This window comes from Tissierella sp. (assembly GCF_031460495.1).
In the GTDB taxonomy this organism is placed as follows: domain Bacteria; phylum Bacillota; class Clostridia; order Tissierellales; family Tissierellaceae; genus JAVKTS01.
In genome coordinates this window covers 455,668-476,713 of sequence record NZ_JAVKTS010000002.1, presented here as the reverse complement: position 1 = coordinate 476,713, position 21,046 = coordinate 455,668, and the positions used below count along the sequence as shown (strand labels likewise).

Below are 21,046 nucleotides of genomic sequence, written 5' to 3'. Positions count from 1 at the left end.
GTTTTCATTTGTTGAAGAAACTTTGGAGCTGTATTTTCGATTTTAAGCTTTGAAACATGGATTAGCCATATTAAATATTGCACAATCCTTCCTTTAGCTTAATTGGAGGGGTAGGGACTTTAGATGAGCAGTTCTGTTATCTTAGAACTATTTCAGAGCTAAAATATCCATTTTTTTAGATGTTTTGTTCTTTTGTAAGAAGAAAGAAACAATTCATGAGTTTTTCTATTTTTTCAATAACAAAGTTAAAGTCTAAAAATATTAAGATTATAGAAAACATAAAAATCATATAAAACATGAAAAAATATAAAACATTTAAAACATACGAAATATACAAATTATATGAATCCTAAAACTAATTACATAAGTATCTTGTCTTAGTATAACTTATATGCTATACTATTATTAGTCACAAAATAAGTATTTTGTGACTAATAACTAAGGAAAGAGGGATATAATGAAAGGCATACCAATTATTCTTGAAGATTACTTAAATTATATGGAAACAATAAAAGGATCCTCCTCTAATACTGTAAAAGAATATCTATTTGACCTAAGAACTTTTTTTAGATTTATTAAGCTTAGATATAAGCTCGTAAAAGATGCTTCAATCTTTGAGGAAATAGATATTTCTGATGTAAATTTAGAATTAATAAAAAAATTAACAATTCAGGATTTGCACGCATATATTTCTTACGCAGATAAAAAAAGAGATAATAATAATTTTACAAAATCTAGGAAAGTAGCCTCCCTCAGATCGTTTTTTGAGTACTTATACTTAAAAGTTAATTTAATTGAAAAAAACCCTGCTGAAGCTTTAGAATTCCCCAAGAAAGAAAACAGACATCCAGTATATTTGACCCTAGATCAGTCTCAATTATTACTAGATACCGTATTAGAAAATCCTAGTGATGAATATAGAAAAAGAGATTACGCTATAATAATGTTGTTTTTAAATTGTGGTCTGAGATTATCTGAATTGTCTAGTATAGATATAGATAGTATAAAGGATAATGATGTTTTATCAGTAATTGGTAAGGGAAATAAAGAAAGAACCATATTTATAAATGATGCATGTATCTTAGCAATTAAGGACTACTTAACTGTTAGGCCTAAGAATACATCGGATACAAAAGCAATGTTTATCAGTAAAAGAAAAAACAGGATGAGTAATCGTGCAATACAACACATGATTGATAGATCTTTGGAAAAAGCTGGACTTGATACTTCAATCTATTCTACTCATAAATTAAGACATACCGCAGCAACGCTTATGTATAAATATGGTAATGTAGATATCAGGGCCTTACAGGAGATTCTAGGACATACTTCAGTATCAACGACTCAAATATATACCCATATTGATAATGAAAGACTTAGAGAAGCTGTAAAAAGCAATCCTTTATCAACTAGAAATAACAAAAAGAGCTATTAGCTCTTTTTGTTATTTTACTTATTTAATATAGGAATTTTTATTATATCTCCAGGATAAATATAGCTAGTATCCATGTTATTGAATTTTTTTATGTCGTAGATCATTTTTCTAATATCAGTGTCTTCAGAAAGATATTTACTAGTGATATTCCATAGTGTATCCCCTTCAACTACCTTCACTTCTTCGTACTTAACCTCATATACTGAGCTGTGAACCATATTATCTGTAAATAAAGATAATACTATTATAGCTATGACTGCAAATAAAGATGTAATAAATAAGTAGAATCTTTTTTTATTTACTATTCTAAATCTTCTTTTCATATAGCACCTCGCACATTAGTTCTGAACAATAGTTCTATATTCATTCTACACAAACATAGGTTCTTTGTCAACAGTATTTTTAATAAAATCGAACCTTTGTTTGAATTTATAATTTTATTATGATATAATGAATTAAAATAAAGATTTATAAATTTATCATTATATGAGAGGTGTATAACATGTACGAAGACTTAAATCAGAAGCAGATAGAAATATTATTATATATAAAGTCTGAGGTTCAAAGACAGGGATATCCGCCAGCTGTCCGTGAAATATGCAAGGGTGTTAATTTAAAGTCTACTTCCACTGTTCATAGTCATTTAGAAAAATTAGAATCTAAAGGTTATATAAGAAAAGATCCTACCAAACCAAGAGCTATAGAAATTCTAGACAAAAATGACGATTTTCTTTTAACTCAAAAAAAGACAGTTGATATACCTATTCTTGGTAGAGTAACTGCAGGAGCCCCAATTTTAGCAGTAGAAAATATTGAAGATACTTATCCTGTTCCAGTAGAACTTGTTGAAGGTCATGATGTTTTTATGTTAAAAATTCAAGGCGAAAGCATGATTGATGCTGGGATTTTAGATGGGGATTTAGTTTTAGTTCAGGAGCAAAAAAATGCAACAAATGGTGATATTGTAGTAGCCTTATTAGAGGAAGAAGCAACTGTAAAAAGATTCTTTAAAGAAAAAGATAGAATTAGGTTACAACCCGAAAATCAATTTATGGATCCAATCTACCCTAATAACATATCTATATTAGGTAAAGTTATTGGATTGTATAGAAAAATATAAAGATAGCAGGATTAATATATCCTGCTATCTTTATATTTATATTTTTATTTTATTATTGTCTATAAGATTAGCCTTATAAAGATTATCTAGGGATTTCATAACTCCTAATTTACAATGCTCATAAGTTAATCCTCCTTGATAATATGCAAAATAAGGTTCCCTTATTGGCCCATCAGCACTTAATTCAATAGATGATCCTTCAATAAACCCACCTGCTGCCATTATAACCTTATCCTCGTATCCTGGCATATCCCAAGCCTCAGGAATTACATATGAGTCTACTGCAGATGCTGCTTGTATTCCTCTACAAAATTCAACTACCCTCTCAGGACTATTTAATTGCACTGCTTGAATTATGTCTGACCTATTATCATCAACATCAGGAATTACATTAAAGCCTAATTCTTTATATGCAATTGCCACTAGTAATGCTCCTTTAACTGCTTCTGATACGATATGAGGTGCAAGAAATAATCCTTGCAATGTACTCCGTGTCGTTCCAAATGTAAGTCCGCAGTCCTTTCCAAGCCCCGGTGCAGTTAGTCTATTTGCTACTTGGTCAACTAAATACGACTTTCCTACTACATATCCGCCAGATAAAGCTATTCCACCACCAGGATTTTTTATTAAAGATCCCGCCATAATATCAGCACCCACATCTGTTGGTTCATTATATTCTAGAAACTCACCATAACAGTTATCAACCATAATTATAATATCCTTATTATATTCTCTAATAGACTTAATTGCTTCCTCAATTTCACTAATTGTTAATGCTCTCCTATCACTATATCCTGTAGATCTTTGAATCATTAACATTTTAGTCTCTTTACTAATGCTACTAATAACTTTGTTGGTATTTATAGTATTTTCTAATAATGGGATTTCTTTATACTTAACTCCATAATCAATTAAAGTTCCAGGTAAATTATCCTTTACACCTATTACCTTTTGTAATGTATCATAGGGGGCGCCTGTTATGGCTATAAGCTCATCTCCAGGTCTTAAGATACCAGAGAGAGTTAAAGAAATAGCATGGGTTCCTGACGCAATAGATGGTCTAACTAAGGCATCCTCAGTATTAAATACATGGGCATATATTTTTTCTACTTTATCTCTACCTATATCTCCATATCCATATCCAGTTGACCAATTAAAATCTGTTGATGACAATCTGTTTTCTTGCATTGCATTAATAACTTTATATTGGTTATATTCTTTAATTTCATTTATTCTACCAAACTTATTTAAAATAATTTCTTCTTTGTTATTAACAAAACTTATAATTTCATTATTTAGATTAAATTGTTTACATAATGCTTTTACTGTTAACTCATTCATTTTCTATCACCTTTCTACTATTATCTAAATATAAATGTCTCTGTTAAATTCAGAGACATTTATAAAAATAAATCTTTAAATTATTCATTAGTTATCTAAATCTATTTGCTTCATAGGTATTATTGTGGAAATTGCATGTTTATAAATCAATTGTTGTTTCTCATCACTTTCTAAAACAATTGTATAATTATCAAATCCTTTAACTATACCTTTTATCTGATATCCATTAACCAAAAAAACCGTTATTCCAATATTATCTTTTCGTGCTCTGTTTAAAAAAACATCTTGCAGATTTATATTTTGTCTCATCTCTAGTCCTCCCTTATAATTAAATTGTAATCTGTTTTTTAGAATAATTAATTATATCCTGGCTTAAATTATTTAAATCAAGATAATTATCTATATTAAACCATTTAATTCTATTATCTTTTTTAAACCATGTCAATTGTCTTTTTGCATAATTTCTAGTACCCTGCTTAATTAGTTCTATTGCTTTATCAAGTGATATGTTTCCTTCTAAGTACATAATAATCTCTTTATACCCAATTCCTTGCATAGATACAAGGTCTTTATTATATCCTACTGATATAAGCTTTTCAACTTCTCCAATTAATCCCTCATTAATCATAATATCAACCCTCTGATTAATTCTATTATATAACTCAGCTCTATCCATATTTAATCCAATCATTACTAAATTATAATCTTCGATAGGATTTCTAAAATTTTTATTATGCTCTGACATTGGCTTATTAGTTACTTCATATATCTCAATAGCTCTGATTAGCCTTTTCCTATCGTTGATACTAATTTTCTCAGCGCTAGGGACATCTATCTTTTCCAATTCTTGATGTAAGTATTCATTTCCATATTTATTTGCTAGAGACTCTAATCTTTCCCTGATATTTTCATCTGGGGATACTTCAGTAAATTTCAAATCATAAACTAAGGAATTAATATACAACCCTGTCCCTCCAGCAATAATTGGCAACTTTCCTCTATTATTGATATCTTTAATTAAGATTTTTGCATTATCTCTAAAATTAGCCACAGTAAACTCTTGATCTGGTGCTACTATATCAATTAAATAATGCGCTACTTGTTTCATTTCTGCTTTAGTTATCTTAGCTGACCCTATATCCATATGCTTATATATTTGCATTGAATCAGCTGAAATTATTTCACCATTCAGTTTTTCTGCTAATTTAATAGATAAGGCTGTTTTCCCAATAGCTGTAGGGCCTATTAATATAAATAAATTATCTTTCATCTCATCATCCTTTAAGTAATTCTTAAAAATGCTTTTTCAATATCATTTTTACTCATTTCTAAAATAGTAGGTCTTCCATGAGGACAGCTATGTGGATTATTACATTTCTTCAATTGTTCTAACAAACTAGCTATTTCAATCTTACTCATATGATCGCCACTTTTCACTGCCTTTACACACGCTAATTTCATTACCTTTTCAAGCTTAGTTTCATAACTATTTTTAATATTTTTATTAATATTATCTAATAAATCATAAAAAAGGTCTCGTATATTAGGGATACCAAATATTAAAGGCACAGCCCTTATCGCTACACTATTGTTACCAAACTCTTCAATATCAAAGCCTAAACCTCTAAAAACCTTTATATTCTCCAATAAATTACTCATCTCAAAATTCGTTAATTCATAAATTTCTGGAGCTATTAACTGTTGAGATATAACATTTTCAGATTTGTATTCTTTTAAGTATTTTTCATACATCACTCTTTCATGTGCAGCATGCTGATCAATGAAATAAATCCTTTCATTTACTCTATCCTCCGCTAAAATATAAGTATTAAAAATTACACCCAAAGGTTCAATAGTAGAAAGAATATCTATAGCATCTTTAGTATTATCCCTATCATCAATTAATATATCATTAGAAGAGTAACTTTGATTACCTACATATTCCATAGTTTCATTTTTAAGCAATTTATCATTCATTTGTATATTATTTTGAATGCCCAAATCCTTATTGTGCTTAATATATGGAGATTCATTAGTAAAATCTTTAATGATAATATTTTCTGCTATATCTTTATGTGATGAATTAAATAACAGTGGTAACTTATCTTCCATTGAATTCTCATTTTTCTTATTAAAGCTTACCTTAGGTATCAATAATGAAGGAAAAAGAGTATCTTTAATAATTTTTTCAATTAAAGATAATATACTAGATTGATTTGAAAACTTTATTTCCTGCTTTGTAGGATGAATGTTTACATCAATTGTAGCTGGGTCAACTTCAATAAAAATAATAAAAATAGGAAATCTATTTAATGGAATTATAGATTTATAATGGGACTCAATAATATTAGCAATACTGTTACTATTTATATATCTACCATTAATAAAAATATATTGATGATTTCTATTACTTCTATAAAGATTGTTGTTAGAAATATATCCCTTAATTTTTACACCATCTTCTTCAAGGTCTACTTCAGTTAAATTATTTGAGAATTCCTTCCCTAAAATGCTGTATATATGTGATTTCATATCATTATTTTTAGATGTTTTTAAGATAATTTTATCATCTTTAATGAACTTAAAAGAGGTTTTTAAATTTCCAATTGCAATTCTATATACTATATCAGATATTTGATTTGATTCAATCAAATCAGACTTCAAGAATTCTCTTCTTACAGGAACATTATAAAATAATTCCTTTATTATCATTGTAGTTCCTTTAGGACATCCGACTGTTTCCTTAGATATAACCTTTCCTTCCTCAACAATTCCATGAATACCAGCCAAAACATTTTCTGTTTTTGTCATCACTTCTACCTTAGCTACATGTGAAATACTAGCTAAAGCTTCCCCTCTAAACCCTAAAGACCTTATCTTATGTAAGTCCTCTACAGTCAATATTTTAGAAGTTGAATGTCTTTCAAAAGCCAAGTCTAAATCTTCACTAGCTATACCATCTCCATCATCAGTAACTCTAATATAGGATTTTCCACCATTTTTAATTTCTATAGTAATATTAGTCGAATTAGCATCAAGAGAATTTTCAACTAATTCCTTTATTATAGATGCTGGCCTTTCTACTACTTCGCCAGCAGCTATTTTTTGTATGGTATTATTATCTAATAATATAATTTTACCCATTATCATTTCTCCTTAAGCTTTTGGCATCATCAATTAAATTGTAAAGTATTTCCAAGGACTCCCTAGGAGTTACTTCATCTAAATTTATATTAAGTATTTTTTCAATATAATAATCTTTTTTATAATCTAATAGATTTAATTGTTTGACTTCCTTCTTAGGTTTTGCATTTAAATTTATTTGGTGATTATTTTCAATTGATAACAATATTTCATTAGCTCTATCTGTAATATCCTTTTCAATTCCAGCTAATTTTGCTACTTCTATTCCATAGGACTTATTAGTACTACCCTCTATTATTTTTCTCAAGAATACAATTTGATCAGATTTTTCTTCAACAACAATTGTTAAGTTTTTAATCCCCTTATTGTTCTCTTGCAATTGGGTTAATTCATGATAGTGTGTAGCAAACAAAGTCTTTGCTTTAATATTATTTAAAATATGTTCAACTACTGCCCAAGCAATACTCAAACCATCATAAGTACTAGTACCTCTACCTACTTCATCTAGTATAATTAAACTATTTTTAGTAGCAGATCTCATAATATTAGATACCTCATTCATTTCAACCATAAATGTACTTTCACCTTGAGAAAGATTATCAGAAGCACCTATTCTAGTGAAAATCTGATCAACTAAAGATATATCCGCACTACTAGCAGGTACAAAAGAACCAATATGTGCCAAGAGGGTAATAATAGCTACTTGACGCATATAAGTGGACTTACCAGCCATATTAGGGCCAGTAATAATTTGCACCATATTAGCTTTAGTATCTAAATAAGTATCATTAGGTATGAATAAATTATTTTCAATATTATTTTCAACTACTGGATGTCTACCATCAACAATATGAATTATACCATTATTATTAAATTTAGGTTTAACAAAATTTAATTTATAAGCTACTTGTCCAAATGAATTCAAAACATCAACTATTGAAATTATCTTTGATGATCTTTGAATTCTATCAATATTCTTCTTTATCTCATTCCTTATTTCATCAAAAACTTTATACTCAATATCTAATGATTTTTCTTCAGCACCAATTATTTTATCTTCCATGTTTTTTAACTCAGAAGTATAATATCTTTCTGCATTTGTTAATGTTTGCTTCCTAATATAATAATCTGGAACTAATGGAAGATTTGACTTGGTAACTTCAAAATAGTAACCATATATTCTATTGAAACCAATCTTTAAATTCCTTATACCTGTTTTTTGCTTTTCCGATGCCTCTAAAGAAGCTAGCCATTCTTTCCCACTAAGACAAATCTCTTTAATTTCATCTAAGTCTTTATTATAGCCTTCCTTTATCAATCCACCATCCTTTAATGTAATAGGCGGATTATCATTAATTGACTTCTCAAGCAACAAATAGAGGTCATCTAATGTATCAAAATCAACTCCCAAATTATTTAACATATCATTGTCTGACTTAACCAATATTTCCTTAAATTGTGGTAACATAGTTATAGAGTTTTTTATAGATATTAAATCTCTAGCATTACAATTACCATTGGATAATTTAGAAGATAAACGCTCTATATCATATATCCCTTTTAATATTGATTTTACATCATCCATAGTTACAATATTATTGACGAAATATTCTACAGCATTATTGCGGTTATTAATTTCATCAATATTTAATAAAGGCTGTTCTAACCATTTTTTTAGGAGTCTTCCTCCCATAGATGTAGATGTTTTATCTAAAAGTCCAATTAGCGCACCTTTTCTTTCCCTTTTAATAATAGTTTCATGAATTTCTAAGTTTGCTCTTGTATTTATATCTAATACCATATAATTATTAGGTTTATAATAATATACATTATTAATATGTTCAAGAGAAGATTTCTGTGTTGTATACAAATATTCAAGGAGTTTTCCAGATGCTATAATCGAGTATACTTTATTGTCTAGATCCAATTGCTTTAAAGATAAAGAACTAAAATGATCTGTAATTATAGATTGCAAGTTAGTAATTTCAACATCTGTATCTTTGTAATTATTAATATATGGGTTTATCGTATTTCTTATAATCTTTATTAGTTTATTATTTAAGATAAATCCTTCGTTGCATATAATTTCAGAAGGAAATATCTTACCAAATTCATCTATTATGAATGAACTAATTTCATCTTTCTCACCAATAAACTCAGTTGTATACATTTCTCCTGTTGAATTATCAACATATGCAAGTCCAACACCAATATTATCCAAGTATATCGAAGCTAAATAATTATTGGATTTTTCATCTAATACTGCTTGATCCATAATAGTGCCAGGTGTAACAACTCTAATTACTTCTCTTTTTACAATTCCTTTTGCTTCAGCAGGATCCTCTACTTGATCACATATAGCAACCTTATATCCTTTTTCAACTAATCTAGATATATACCCATCAACAACATGATGAGGAACCCCACACATAGGAGCTTTTTCTTTCATTCCACAATCACGTTGAGTTAGAGTAATTTCTAATTCCTTTGATGCAGTTATAGCATCATCAAAAAAGATTTCATAAAAATCTCCTAATCTAAAAAAAAGAATACAATCCTCATATTGCCTTTTTATACTTACATATTGTTTCATCATAGGTGTTAAATTTTCCAAAATTTATCCTCCTTTAAGTAAGGAAAATTATACTAAACTTCCTTCTAATGAAAATGTCTTAACATTTTCAATCTTAATATCTACCAGCGACCCTATAAGTTCTGTACTTCCTTTGAAATGTACTAGTTTACTACTCCTTGTTCTACCTGTTAAAATGTCTGGATTGTTCTTACTTACTTCTTCCACTAATACTTCTTCTGTTTTTCCAAGTAATTTCTGATTTTTCTCTAGCGAAATTTCATTTAAAGCATCAGATAATCTTTGGAATCGATTATGTTTTACCTTATAATCAATTTGATTATCCATCTTTGCAGCTAATGTACCCTCTCTAATGGAATATAGGAAAGTATATGCTGAATCAAATCTAACTTCTTTAATTAATTCCAAGGTTTCATTAAAATCCTCTTCTGTCTCCCCTGGAAATCCTACGATTATATCAGTAGTAAATGAAATATCAGGTACAAGTTTTTTTAACTTATATATAATTGAAAGATAGTCTTCTCTTGTATATTTTCGATTCATTTCTTTTAAGACCTTATTACTACCTGATTGCACAGGTAAATGCAAGTGCTTACATAATTTGTCTAATGTAGCATAACACTCTATCAAATCATCAGATAAGTCCTTTGGATGAGATGTCATAAATCTAATTCTTTCTATTCCATTTATTTTATTTATATTCTTTAATAGAGTAGAAAAACTATAATCATATTCTAAAGTCTTTCCATAAGAATTCACATTCTGACCTAATAAAGTTATTTCTTTACATCCATCTTTAGCTAATTCTTCTATTTCCTTAATTATATTCTCAGGCTCTCTACTTATCTCTCTACCCCTTGTATAAGGAACTATACAATAGGTACAAAAATTATTACATCCATTCATAATATTTATATAAGCTTTATAGGAATAAGTCCTATTTGAATTAATATTTTCAATTATTTCTCTATTATCTTCAACAATATCTATAACAGTATTACCTGTTTGTAAATTGCTATTTATTAATTGCGGCAGCTTATGAATATTATTAGTACCAAATATTATATCTACATGCTTATGCTTTGATGTAATAACTTTTCTAACATCTTCTCTTTGCATCATACATCCACAAACAGCAATCATTAAATCTGGCTTCTCTCTTTTCAATTCTTTTAATGATCCTAATTTTCCATATACTTTTAATTCAGCATTCTCCCTAACTAGGCAGGTGTTATATATAATAAAATCAGCTGTTTTTATATCTTTTGTCTCAGTATAATTCATAGTTTCTAGAACCCAAGAAATTTTCTCGGAATCATGTTCGTTCATCTGACATCCATAAGTTTTGATATAATAGGTCTTTTTTCCTTTGTTATCGTTCATTTTTACACCTCGTTGTTTTTTCATATTTAATATATTATATCATAATTATATATTATTTAAAATCAATTAAACAAATAGGTAACCTTAAAACTTAACCAGGACTAAGTAATAAAAAATAGGATGGAATTCCCACCCCTATTCATTATAGTATTATTTAAAAATTTTCTTTAAAAATCCAACATTTTTTTCTTGAAATTTTTTCAACTTATCTTTTAGTTCGATATTTTCAAAAGTTTTTTCTTTTATTTTCATTTTAAGCTTTGCATTCTCACAAATCAATACATCTCTTTCTTTAGAATTAATTTCATTCCTCAGACTAATTACCTCATCCTTTAACTCTTCAATAATTTTGGTATTATTTTCTGTACCTAGGTTAATAGAATTCAGTAATTTATCAAAGAATTCCTCTTCTAAAGTTACACTAATCTCTTTAGCTATCTGATAAGTATCAAAATATCCATTATCATTTACTGCAACTAATCCTGCATCTTCATGTACATTCATTAAAACTTCCGGAGAAGCTATAATGAGTTTAATCTGCTTGTTGCTAAAACCCTTATCTTGAAGGGTTTTAATATATTGTATTAGTTCCACTTCCTTATATGTAAAATATCTATGATTAGAGTTATTTCTAGGAACATCAATTTCAAACTCCTTTTCATAGTATCTAAGAACATGTGCCGCATATCCAGTAATTTCTGATACTTCCGATATAGTATATTCATGATTTAAATCCAACATCTTAATTCCTCCTCAAATACAATCTACTATTATATAATTCTCCAAAGAAATCATAAATCCTTCAATTTTTAAAAAATAATTTCATACAAATTACTCCAAAATATTTCATTTTTTTAGCATTTTTATTGAGATGCAAAAATATAAATAAAGAGCTGAATTATCAGCTCTTTGCGAAATTAAATATCTAAGTTGTCTTCTAAAAACCTTATTAATAGTTTTGTACAGTTAATAATATCCTCTTTTGAAGCCATTTCTATAGTTGAGTGAACATATCTAGTAGGGATAGAAATTACCCCTGAAGGAACCCCTTCTTTGTTAACATGAATAGCACCTGAATCTGTGCCACCAAACTCCAATACTTCCATTTGATAAGGAATTTTGTTTTCTTTAGCTAATCTAACTAGTAATTCTCTTATCTTAGGATGACTGATGATAGAATTATCTTTTACTTTTATTGCTGCACCTTTATTCAATCCAATAGCAAACCTCTTGGCCTTGGGAGTGTCACCATTGCTCGTTACATCTAAAGCAATACCAATGTCTGGGTCAACTCTATATGCTGCTGTTTTAGCTCCTCTTAACCCTACTTCTTCTTGAACTGAGAATACGAAATATAAGTCATTTATTGGATTCTGAATTGATTTTATAGCTTCTATTGCAATAAAACATCCTACACGATCATCTAAATATCTAGTAAATACAACATTTTCATTATCACCATATTCTGATATATAAATGCAGATGTCTCCTATGCTTACCTTTTTCTCCGCTTCTTCTTTGCTAAAAACACCTATATCTATATACATGTTTTCTAATTTCAACTTAGATATATCATCTATTGGCTCTGAATATACAACTCCTCTTGTACCATTTTCAAATACAACTTGCTGGCTAATAGAAATAAAAGGAGATATTCCTCCAACATTTGTAAACCTTAAAAATCCCTTTTCATCGATATCTATTACCATTAGTCCTATCTGATCCATATGCGCAGAAATCATAACTTTCTTTCCATTACCTTTTTTTCTAGCTATTAAATTACCTAATGCATCTACCTCAATTTCATCTACAAAATCTTTAATCTCTTTAGAAATATATTCTCTTACAATTCCTTCATTGCTTGTTGGACCATAAATTCCAACTAAGTCTTTTAATAGGTCAAAGTTTATATTCATTATAATTCCTCCCTTTCAAACTCAGATAAGATTGCTTTAAGTAGTGCATAAGTATTCTTATAGTCATTTTTGCTCATTACAGACGCTGGTGAATGTATATATCTGCATGGTACTGATATTGTAGTAGTGATAGAACCTTCCCTTGAAGTATGAATCTTCCCAGAGTCATTCCCTCCCATAGCAGTTTTTCTATATTGATAAGGTATATTGTTCTTTTCTGCAATTTTAGCAATCTTTTCTCTAAATGTAGGACTATAGATAGTAGATCTATCTATTAAAGAAATAGCTGGCCCCCTATTAAGATAAGTAGGAACTAAATGTGTATCAAGTTTAGGCATATCATAACATAGTGTTCCTTCCAAAACTAAGGAAATATCAGGATTTACTTCATATGCAGCTGGACCTGATCCTACTAAACCAATTTCTTCCATTACAGTAAAAACTGCATAAAAACTTATATCTTTTATCTCCTTTACTAATTCAATCAAAAGAGAACACCCTACTCTATTATCCAATGCTTTCCCCTTTATTAAATCATCGCCAAATTCTACATAATCTGATGCAAAAGTTACATAATCACCTATATTAACAATTTTTTCAGCTTCTTCCTTTGAACTTGCACCAATATCAATATACAGTTCATCTAAGTTCAAAGCTCTTGTCCATTCTGCTCTTTTTTGAAGGTGAATTGGTTTTGCCCCTATTACACCTGGAATTTTATCTTTTCCAATTAAGACAGGTTTTGAAACTAAGATCCTTTTATCTACTCCACCTACTGTCGTGAATTTAAGTAACCCCATTGTATCAATTTCTTTAACTAATAACCCCACTTCATCCATATGGGCTGTAATCATCAACCTTTTACTTGTATCTTTACCTTTCTTATATGCAATTATATTTCCTATTCTATCCACCTTGATAGTATCGACATAGGACTTTATCTCTGAAATTATTAAATCTCTAACTTCCTTTTCGTTACCAGATATTCCTGATGCTTCTGTGAGTTGTTTTAATAGCATAATAATCCCTCCAAATTCTCATTAGAAATAGAAGCAATAAAGAATGCTAATATTTTAGCAGTATGCTTTATATCAACAATATCAATAACTTCAACAGATGTATGCATATATCTTAAGGGTACAGATAGTACAAGGGAAGGAATTCCTTCTCTTGTTATTTGCATAGCTCTCGCATCAGTACCAGTTGGTCCTGGAGATATCTCCATTTGGTAAGGTATATTATATTCTCCTGCAATTTCAGTAAGTTTTTTTCTCAAACCGGGATGAATATTACCACCTAAAGTAATTCCTGGTCCTTTACCTAGCTCAATTGAATTAGACTTAGAAATCTCTGGAGTTGTGCCAAATCCAACATCTACTGCAATACCTATATCTGGATTAATTTTATATGTACTAACTAATGCTCCAGACATACTTACCTCTTCTTGAACCGTAGACACGAAATACACATCAGCTTCGTGGTTTAGCTTGTTTAATTCTTTAACGCACTCGTAGACAACTGCAATACCAGCCCTATCATCTAATGCTTTTGCAGCAATCCTACTACCTTGTAAGTTCATCAATGTCCTTCTAATAGTAATTACATCACCAATACTCACTAGCTTTTCAACTTCATCTTTAGAGTATCCAATATCAATGGTCATGTCCTCCATTTTAATTGCCTTATCATGTTCAGATTCGTCTTGAAGGTGAGGTGGTTTAGAACCTATTACACCAAATAAATCCTTTTTCCCATGGACAATTACTTCTTGACCTAATATAGTTCTTGGATCAAATCCGCCTATATTTGTAAATCTAAGGAAACCATTATCTTCAATATCTTTCACCATTAAACCTATTTCATCCATGTGGGCAGCTATCATTATTTTAACATTATTATTAATTGATAATCCCTTTTTGAAAGCAATAATATTACCTAGATTATCAATAATAATATCATCAGTATATTCCTTAAAGGCTGATATTATTATGTCATTTAAGGGATATTCATTGCCAGATATACCTTGGCTATTACATAATAATTCTAAAAGAACTTTTGTCTCCAATTTTATACCCTCCTTTTTTGAAAATAAATTTTATATTGCTAATAAAAAACTCGACTTCAATATCTTTTAATTAAAGAATTGATATCAACAAGCTCACAAAAAAGCTTTTTCTAATGCTCAGTTATTTACTTTTATTATAACGAATAGGAAAGTTCTACTCTTTTGATCTTTTTATATATAGAACTTGTTTTAATCTATATGAGTTTCAAGAAGAGCTACCTTAACGGTTCTTTAGACGCTCTTCTTATAAAAAAAGGTTCTAGCAGGCTTAAGTTTATGTTTTTCAGGCATTATAATTTGCTCAGTACTTCCAACGAATAATACTCCATTAGTACTTAATGAATTATAAAACTTAGAGTATAAAAGTTCTTTTGCTTCTTCAGTAAAATAGATCATTACATTGCGGCATGTCACTAAGTCCACATTTGTAGGAAATTTATCCTTTAATAAATCCATTTTCTTAAATTCTACACATTGTTTTATATCGGTAGATATATTATATGAATTTTGAATTTTACTAAAAAACTTTTCCTTAAATCCTTTGGGTAAATTTGCTAATGATTTTTCACTATATAGACCAAGTTTGGCTTTATGCATAGCTTCCTCATCTATATCAGATGCAAGTACTTTTATATCCTTTAGAGGAAAAAACTTTGACAACATCATAACTAAAGAGTATGGCTCTTCGCCTGTAGAACAAGCTGAACTCCATATTTTTAATGGTCCTTTATTGTTTTCCATTATAATGGGGATTATATCTTTTTCTAGTACTTCCCATTGTGAAGGATTTCTATAGAATTCAGATACATTTATAGTTAAATAATTTATAAATTGTTCGAGGAGATCCTTATTGCTTTTTAATCCAATAAAATAATCATCAAAATCTTTATAATTATTTCTTGACAATAGTGATGAAATCCTCCTCCTCATTTGTTTTTCTTTATAATAATTTAAATCCACATTAATTAAACCATTAATATCTTTTTTAAATATTTCATACTTGTCCATTATTACCTCCTAATATGACTATTCAAAAATACAATACAGGGTTTCGATGTAATTCATTTACATCAAAACCCTTAATGATTGAATTACATTAATTGTTATCAATAATATCTCCAATAGTCAAATCTGTATCTTCTTTTGTATGAGTTTCATAGTCTGTTTCTGTTTCATTTGGTTCTATAGCATCCTTTAAAGATAGACTAATTTTTTTATCTTCTCCATTTATATCTATAATTTTTACATTTATCTTGTTACCTATTTTCAAGACATCTGATGGTTTGTTAACATGTTCTTTCGATATTTGTGAAACATGTAATAACCCATCTACTCCTTCATTAAGTCTAACAAAGGCACCAAAATCCATTAAGTTAACTACAGTTCCTTCTACTACATCACCTATATTAACATTATTAGAAAAAGCCTTCCAAGGTTCTTCAATAGTTTGCTTTAATCCTAATGAAATTCTATTCTTATCTTTATCTAGTCCTAATATCCTAACCTTAACACTTTGCCCAACTTTTACTATCTCAGAAGGATTTTTAACCCTATTCCAAGATAAATCAGATATATGAACTAACCCGTCAAGTCCTCCAATGTCAACAAATGCTCCAAAATCAGTTAATCTTTGTACAGTTCCTTCCACTATTTGATCTACTTCAATATTAGTCCATAACTCTTTTCGCTTGTTATTTAGTTCTTCTCTTTCTATTTCTTTTCTAGATAAGATTACTCTTCTTTTTTCTTTATCAAAATCAATAATCTTAGCGATTAAAGTCTTTCCTTTATATACATTTAAATCAGTAACATAGTTAATAGATACTTGAGATGCAGGCATAAAAGCGCTTATTCCATATACCAAAACAGTTAATCCGCCTTTTACACTATTAATTACTTTACATTCTACTCTTTCTTTTTCAATGAAAGCTTTTTCAACAATATCCCAATTTTTATTGTCGTCTGCCCTTTTTGCAGAAAGAACCACATTGCCTTCACCATCATCCAATTTAACTACATAAACTTCAATTGCATCTCCTTGTTTATATAGGTCTCTTGGTTTAACATCAGGATCATTAGATAACTCTTCTCTATTAACAATACCATCAGATTTATAATTAATGTTAACCATTACTTCATTGTTAGTAACAAAAATTACTTCACCCTTTAGTATATCTCCTCTATGGATTCTAGTAAAAGAATTTTCAATTGCCTCCATCATTTCATTATGATTTATATTGTCCATTGTTTCAACTACCTCCTTAATTATCCAATCAGGTGTGGAAGCACCTGCGGTTATTCCTATTGTATTAAATTTTGATATTATTTGTAAAGGTAATTCTTTTACAGTTTCAATATGAAAAACATTGCTACAATATCTTCTGCTTATTTCTACCAGCTTGTTTGTGTTTGAGCTATGAAATCCGCCTATTACAACCATCGCATCAACCTTACTAGCTACTTCTCTACATGATTCTTGACGTTGGTTTGTAGCATTACAAATTGTGTTAAATATATCAACTTCATTACCTTTTTCTTTAATAATACTTGATAAATCATGAAATTTATCTTGAGTATTAGTAGTTTGAGAAACTACACAAATCTTATCCATTTTAGGTAAATTTATTGCTTCATCAGTAGAGCTAACAATAAATGCCTCATCATTGCACCAGCCATTTACTCCCATGACTTCTGGATGAGTAGCATCTCCGATTATTACAATATTATACCCCCTATTATAAAAATCTTCAACCCTCTTATGTACCGATTTAACATATGGACAAGTACTATCTACTATATCTAATTTCATATCATTTATTTTGTCTATGGTAGATTTAGTGACTCCATGAGATCTAATAATAATTTTACTATCTTTAATCCCTTCTATATCTTCAACTGTTTTAAGACCATTTTCTTCAAATCTCTTAACTGCTTGAGCATTATGGATTAAAGGTCCTAAGGAGTAAACATCATTAGTAGAGTTCGAAAGTTCACTAGTTGTCATATCCACAGCCCTTTTCACGCCAAAACAAAATCCAGCATTATCAGCTATAATTATTTTCACTATACTTCACCCTCTTTATATTTAATAGAATATATAGCCTTTAATATATCTTTGCTATATGACTTGTAATCTTCTGTAGTTAATTTTTTACCATAGCTATTAGAAAAATCAATTGATTCACCAATATAAACTCTAATTTTACTAAATAGTCTATAATTTCCATCTATATATACAGGCAAAATAGGCGCCTGAGCTTTTATACTTATTAGTGCTATACCTGGTTTAGCATTTTCTAAATTAATTTCTTTTACCCTTGTTCCTTCAGGGAAAATTCCTAAAACATTTTCTTTCTTAAGAACTTTTAAAGAATTTTTAATTGCAGATAAGTCAGCTTCATCTCGGTCCACTGGAAATACTCCCAATTTATTTAAAAGATAAGCAATTAATTTAAATTTAAAAAGCTGTCGCTTTGCCATCCAAAAAATTTGTCTAGGAAAAATAATAGATAATAAAAAAGGATCTAAATTATTTATGTGATTTGAACATAATATTACTCTTCCTTCTTTTGTAATATTATCCTTTCCAAAAACTTCAATCCTAAATATTAGCCTAAACAAAACATTAGCTACCCTTTTTATGAAAAAATATAGGTGCATAAGACTACCTCCCATTTACTATAGAAATTATTTCATCAACACATTCATCTATAGTTTTATTAGTAGTATCTAATACATAGGAGTCTTCACTTTGTCTCAATGGAGAAATTTCTCTAGTACTATCTAGTTTATCTCTATTTATAATTTCTTCTTTTATTTGTTCAAAGGATATTTGCTTTTCACCTTTTTCCAATAATTCCTTATATCTTCTTCTAGCTCTCTCATCTACGCTAGCTGTAACAAAAAACTTATAATCGGCATTAGGAAGAACCACCGTTGTTATATCTCTGCCATCCATAATAACTGATTTTGTTAATGCTAGCTTTCTCTGAATTTCAACCATACCGCTTCTTACTTCCTCAAATCTAGCAATATAAGAAACATTCCTATTTATAATATTATTTCTAATTTCCTTATCTACTTGAATCCCATCTAAATAAATATGATTATTTATAAAATCAATAGAAGTATGTTTCATGATATTTACAACATCATCTTCAGACTGAGGGTCTAAATTTTCTTTTAAAATCTTAAGTGTTAACGCTCTATACATAGCACCAGTATCAATATATTCCAACGATAGTATTTCTGCTGTTTTCTTTGCAATAGTGCTTTTCCCTGCTCCTGCAGGACCATCAATTGCTAAGGCAATATTTTTACTAATCACATTATTTCCTCCTAATAAAACAGTTCTTACAATAAATTATATTTAAAATTTTTATTTATTAGATCAGGCCTTAATATCATTGCCTCTTTTAAATAAATATGTTCAATGTCTTTTTGTTCAATATTTAAATCACAAAGGATCATTATTCTAATACACATATTGAGACTATTTTCAACAAACATTTCATTAAAGCACATTAATCCAGCATGTATATAACCTAATTCTCGTGCAGCTTTAGCAGGATAAACCTTATCCAAATCTGAAGTACATGAAAAGATAATACTAATAACTTTATCTTTATTTATATTATTTGCTTTCTCAATTTCAATTAATAATTCCTTAGTACTATCTAGAATGGCAGAAACCGAATTTTCGGGAACAGTTGTAGCTCCCCTTATGCTTAAAATACTCATAGTAACACTCCCTTACTAATTATATATTAAATTCTTTTAGTAAACAAGCTATTTGTTCTTATTGTAACTAATATTTATAACCAAATATTAAACACTAATTCCAGCTAAATATCCTGTAGAATAAGCAATTTGCAAATTAAAACCACCAGTTAAAGCGTCCACATCTATTATCTCACCTGTAAAATATAAATTAGGCAGTATCTTTGATTCCATTGTTGAAGGATTAATGTTCTTTATAGAAATCCCTCCTGATGTTACTATTGCTTCCTCTATAGGTCTAAAAGATTTAAAAGTAATTGGAAATTTCTTTATAGTGTTTTGTAACCTGCTTCTTTCTTCTTTTGTAATCTGATTAACTGTTTTATCTGGGTCTATTTCAGATAAATTGATTATAACTGGTATCAATTTTTGAGGTAATAAATCATTCAATGAATTTTTAATTTGTTTATTATTATATAATTCAAAATCTCTTAATATTCTAGTATCTAGTTTATGATCATCTAATGCTGGCTTGAAATCAATAAATAAATTAATATTATCATTGGATTTACTATGTAAATAGTTACTCATTGAAAGTACTATAGGTCCTGAAATACCATAGTGCGTAAAAATCATCTCACCAAATTCTTCATATATAATCTTTTTTCTAGAGCTAGCAGATAATGAAACATTTTTTAAAGATAGTCCTTGTAAGTCCTTAATCCAATTCTCTTTAATTTCTATAGGTACCAACGAAGGTTTAATTTCAACAATTTCATGTCCCAATTTATAAGCAAATTTATATCCATCACCAGTGGATCCTGTAGAAGGATATGATTTTCCTCCTGTTGATATTATTAATTTATCAAATGTCATTTCACCATTTTTTGTTTTTAAAATAAATTTTCCTTCCTTTACATCAATTGATTCAACATTATTATTTAACAATAACTTAACATTATTGGACAAAAGAAACTTTTCAAAAGCTTTAATAACATCAGATGATTTATCACTATGAGGGAATACTCTGTTTCCTCTCTCTACCTTAGTCTTTAAGCCATAAGATTCGAGTAAATTTATAATGTCTAAATTGTTAAATGTATAAAAACTACTATAAAGAAAGTTCTTGTTTCTCATAACATTGTCAAAAAAATCTTCTATTGGAGCATTATTAGTTATATTACATCTTCCTTTACCAGTAATGAATAGCTTCTTCCCAATCCTTTCATTTTTTTCAATTAATGTTACATCTTTTCCCTTAGATCCAGCTATACCGGCTGCCATCATTCCAGATGGTCCAGCACCAACAACACATATTTTTTCACTCATA

At 28.9% G+C, this 21,046-nt stretch carries 19 protein-coding genes; 2 read left to right on the top strand and 17 right to left on the bottom strand.

What is annotated here, in order from left to right:
- The first annotated feature begins 457 nt into the window (after positions 1-457).
- A complete protein-coding gene (locus RIN63_RS06295) occupies positions 458-1,435 on the top strand; it encodes a tyrosine recombinase XerC (protein WP_310443854.1) in 978 nt (325 codons plus the stop codon).
- Between the two features lie 14 nt (positions 1,436-1,449).
- Here RIN63_RS06295 and RIN63_RS06290 read toward each other — a convergent pair whose 3' ends face one another.
- A complete protein-coding gene (locus RIN63_RS06290) occupies positions 1,450-1,758 on the bottom strand; it encodes a LysM peptidoglycan-binding domain-containing protein (protein ID WP_310443853.1) in 309 nt (102 codons plus the stop codon).
- Positions 1,759-1,937: 179 nt separating this feature from the next.
- Here RIN63_RS06290 and lexA point away from each other — a divergent pair, with 179 nt between their 5' ends.
- The gene (lexA, locus tag RIN63_RS06285; RefSeq protein ID WP_310443852.1) at positions 1,938-2,555 is read left to right on the top strand and encodes a transcriptional repressor LexA; all 618 of its coding nucleotides are present in this window, start codon (positions 1,938-1,940) and stop codon (positions 2,553-2,555) included.
- 36 nt (positions 2,556-2,591) lie between these two features.
- On the opposite strand, the gene RIN63_RS06280 is transcribed toward lexA, so the two are convergent.
- The 16 genes from RIN63_RS06280 to RIN63_RS06205 form a co-directional block, all read right to left on the bottom strand.
- On the bottom strand, positions 2,592-3,896 hold the full coding sequence (locus RIN63_RS06280; RefSeq protein ID WP_310443851.1) for a methionine gamma-lyase family protein: 1,305 nt from the start codon (positions 3,894-3,896) through the stop codon (positions 2,592-2,594).
- An 87-nt stretch (positions 3,897-3,983) separates the two neighbouring features.
- The gene (gene hfq, locus RIN63_RS06275; protein WP_310443850.1) at positions 3,984-4,205 is read right to left on the bottom strand and encodes an RNA chaperone Hfq; all 222 of its coding nucleotides are present in this window, start codon (positions 4,203-4,205) and stop codon (positions 3,984-3,986) included.
- Positions 4,206-4,224: 19 nt separating this feature from the next.
- Positions 4,225-5,166: a tRNA (adenosine(37)-N6)-dimethylallyltransferase MiaA gene (gene miaA, locus RIN63_RS06270; RefSeq protein WP_310443849.1), complete on the bottom strand. Its 942-nt coding sequence runs from the start codon at positions 5,164-5,166 to the stop codon at positions 4,225-4,227.
- 11 nt (positions 5,167-5,177) lie between these two features.
- Positions 5,178-7,040 carry a DNA mismatch repair endonuclease MutL gene (gene mutL / locus RIN63_RS06265; RefSeq protein WP_310443848.1) on the bottom strand — a complete coding sequence of 621 codons (1,863 nt, stop codon included), beginning with the start codon at positions 7,038-7,040 and terminating at the stop codon, positions 5,178-5,180.
- A complete protein-coding gene (gene mutS, locus RIN63_RS06260) occupies positions 7,033-9,654 on the bottom strand; it encodes a DNA mismatch repair protein MutS (RefSeq protein WP_310443847.1) in 2,622 nt (873 codons plus the stop codon). The genes mutL and mutS overlap by 8 nt, the downstream gene beginning before the upstream one ends.
- 27 nt (positions 9,655-9,681) lie before the next feature.
- A complete protein-coding gene (miaB, locus tag RIN63_RS06255) occupies positions 9,682-11,016 on the bottom strand; it encodes a tRNA (N6-isopentenyl adenosine(37)-C2)-methylthiotransferase MiaB (RefSeq protein WP_310443846.1) in 1,335 nt (444 codons plus the stop codon).
- A 150-nt stretch (positions 11,017-11,166) separates the two neighbouring features.
- Entirely contained in the window at positions 11,167-11,757 is a 591-nt protein-coding gene (locus RIN63_RS06250; protein ID WP_310443845.1) for a MerR family transcriptional regulator, read from the bottom strand.
- 176 nt (positions 11,758-11,933) lie between these two features.
- Positions 11,934-12,932 carry a M42 family metallopeptidase gene (locus RIN63_RS06245; protein ID WP_310443844.1) on the bottom strand — a complete coding sequence of 333 codons (999 nt, stop codon included), beginning with the start codon at positions 12,930-12,932 and terminating at the stop codon, positions 11,934-11,936.
- Entirely contained in the window at positions 12,932-13,951 is a 1,020-nt protein-coding gene (locus RIN63_RS06240; protein ID WP_310443843.1) for a M42 family metallopeptidase, read from the bottom strand. The genes RIN63_RS06245 and RIN63_RS06240 overlap by 1 nt, the downstream gene beginning before the upstream one ends.
- Positions 13,942-14,997, bottom strand: coding sequence for a M42 family metallopeptidase (locus RIN63_RS06235; protein ID WP_310443842.1), 1,056 nt, complete (start codon positions 14,995-14,997; stop codon positions 13,942-13,944). The genes RIN63_RS06240 and RIN63_RS06235 overlap by 10 nt, the downstream gene beginning before the upstream one ends.
- Before the next feature lie 231 nt (positions 14,998-15,228).
- The gene (locus tag RIN63_RS06230; RefSeq protein ID WP_310443841.1) at positions 15,229-16,005 is read right to left on the bottom strand and encodes a protein-glutamate O-methyltransferase CheR; all 777 of its coding nucleotides are present in this window, start codon (positions 16,003-16,005) and stop codon (positions 15,229-15,231) included.
- 88 nt (positions 16,006-16,093) lie between these two features.
- Positions 16,094-18,061 (bottom strand): bifunctional 4-hydroxy-3-methylbut-2-enyl diphosphate reductase/30S ribosomal protein S1, encoded by a 1,968-nt coding sequence (locus RIN63_RS06225; protein WP_310443840.1) that lies wholly within the window; start codon positions 18,059-18,061, stop codon positions 16,094-16,096.
- A complete protein-coding gene (locus RIN63_RS06220; RefSeq protein ID WP_310443839.1) occupies positions 18,061-18,657 on the bottom strand; it encodes a lysophospholipid acyltransferase family protein in 597 nt (198 codons plus the stop codon). Before RIN63_RS06220 ends, RIN63_RS06225 begins: the two co-directional genes overlap by 1 nt.
- 4 nt (positions 18,658-18,661) lie before the next feature.
- A complete protein-coding gene (gene cmk, locus RIN63_RS06215; RefSeq protein WP_310443838.1) occupies positions 18,662-19,324 on the bottom strand; it encodes a (d)CMP kinase in 663 nt (220 codons plus the stop codon).
- Between the two features lie 26 nt (positions 19,325-19,350).
- Complete coding sequence (gene aroH / locus RIN63_RS06210) at positions 19,351-19,737, bottom strand: chorismate mutase (protein ID WP_310443837.1); 387 nt, start codon at positions 19,735-19,737, stop codon at positions 19,351-19,353.
- 87 nt (positions 19,738-19,824) lie between these two features.
- On the bottom strand, positions 19,825-21,045 hold the full coding sequence (locus RIN63_RS06205) for an NAD(P)/FAD-dependent oxidoreductase (protein WP_310443836.1): 1,221 nt from the start codon (positions 21,043-21,045) through the stop codon (positions 19,825-19,827).
- Position 21,046: the final 1 nt, after the last annotated feature.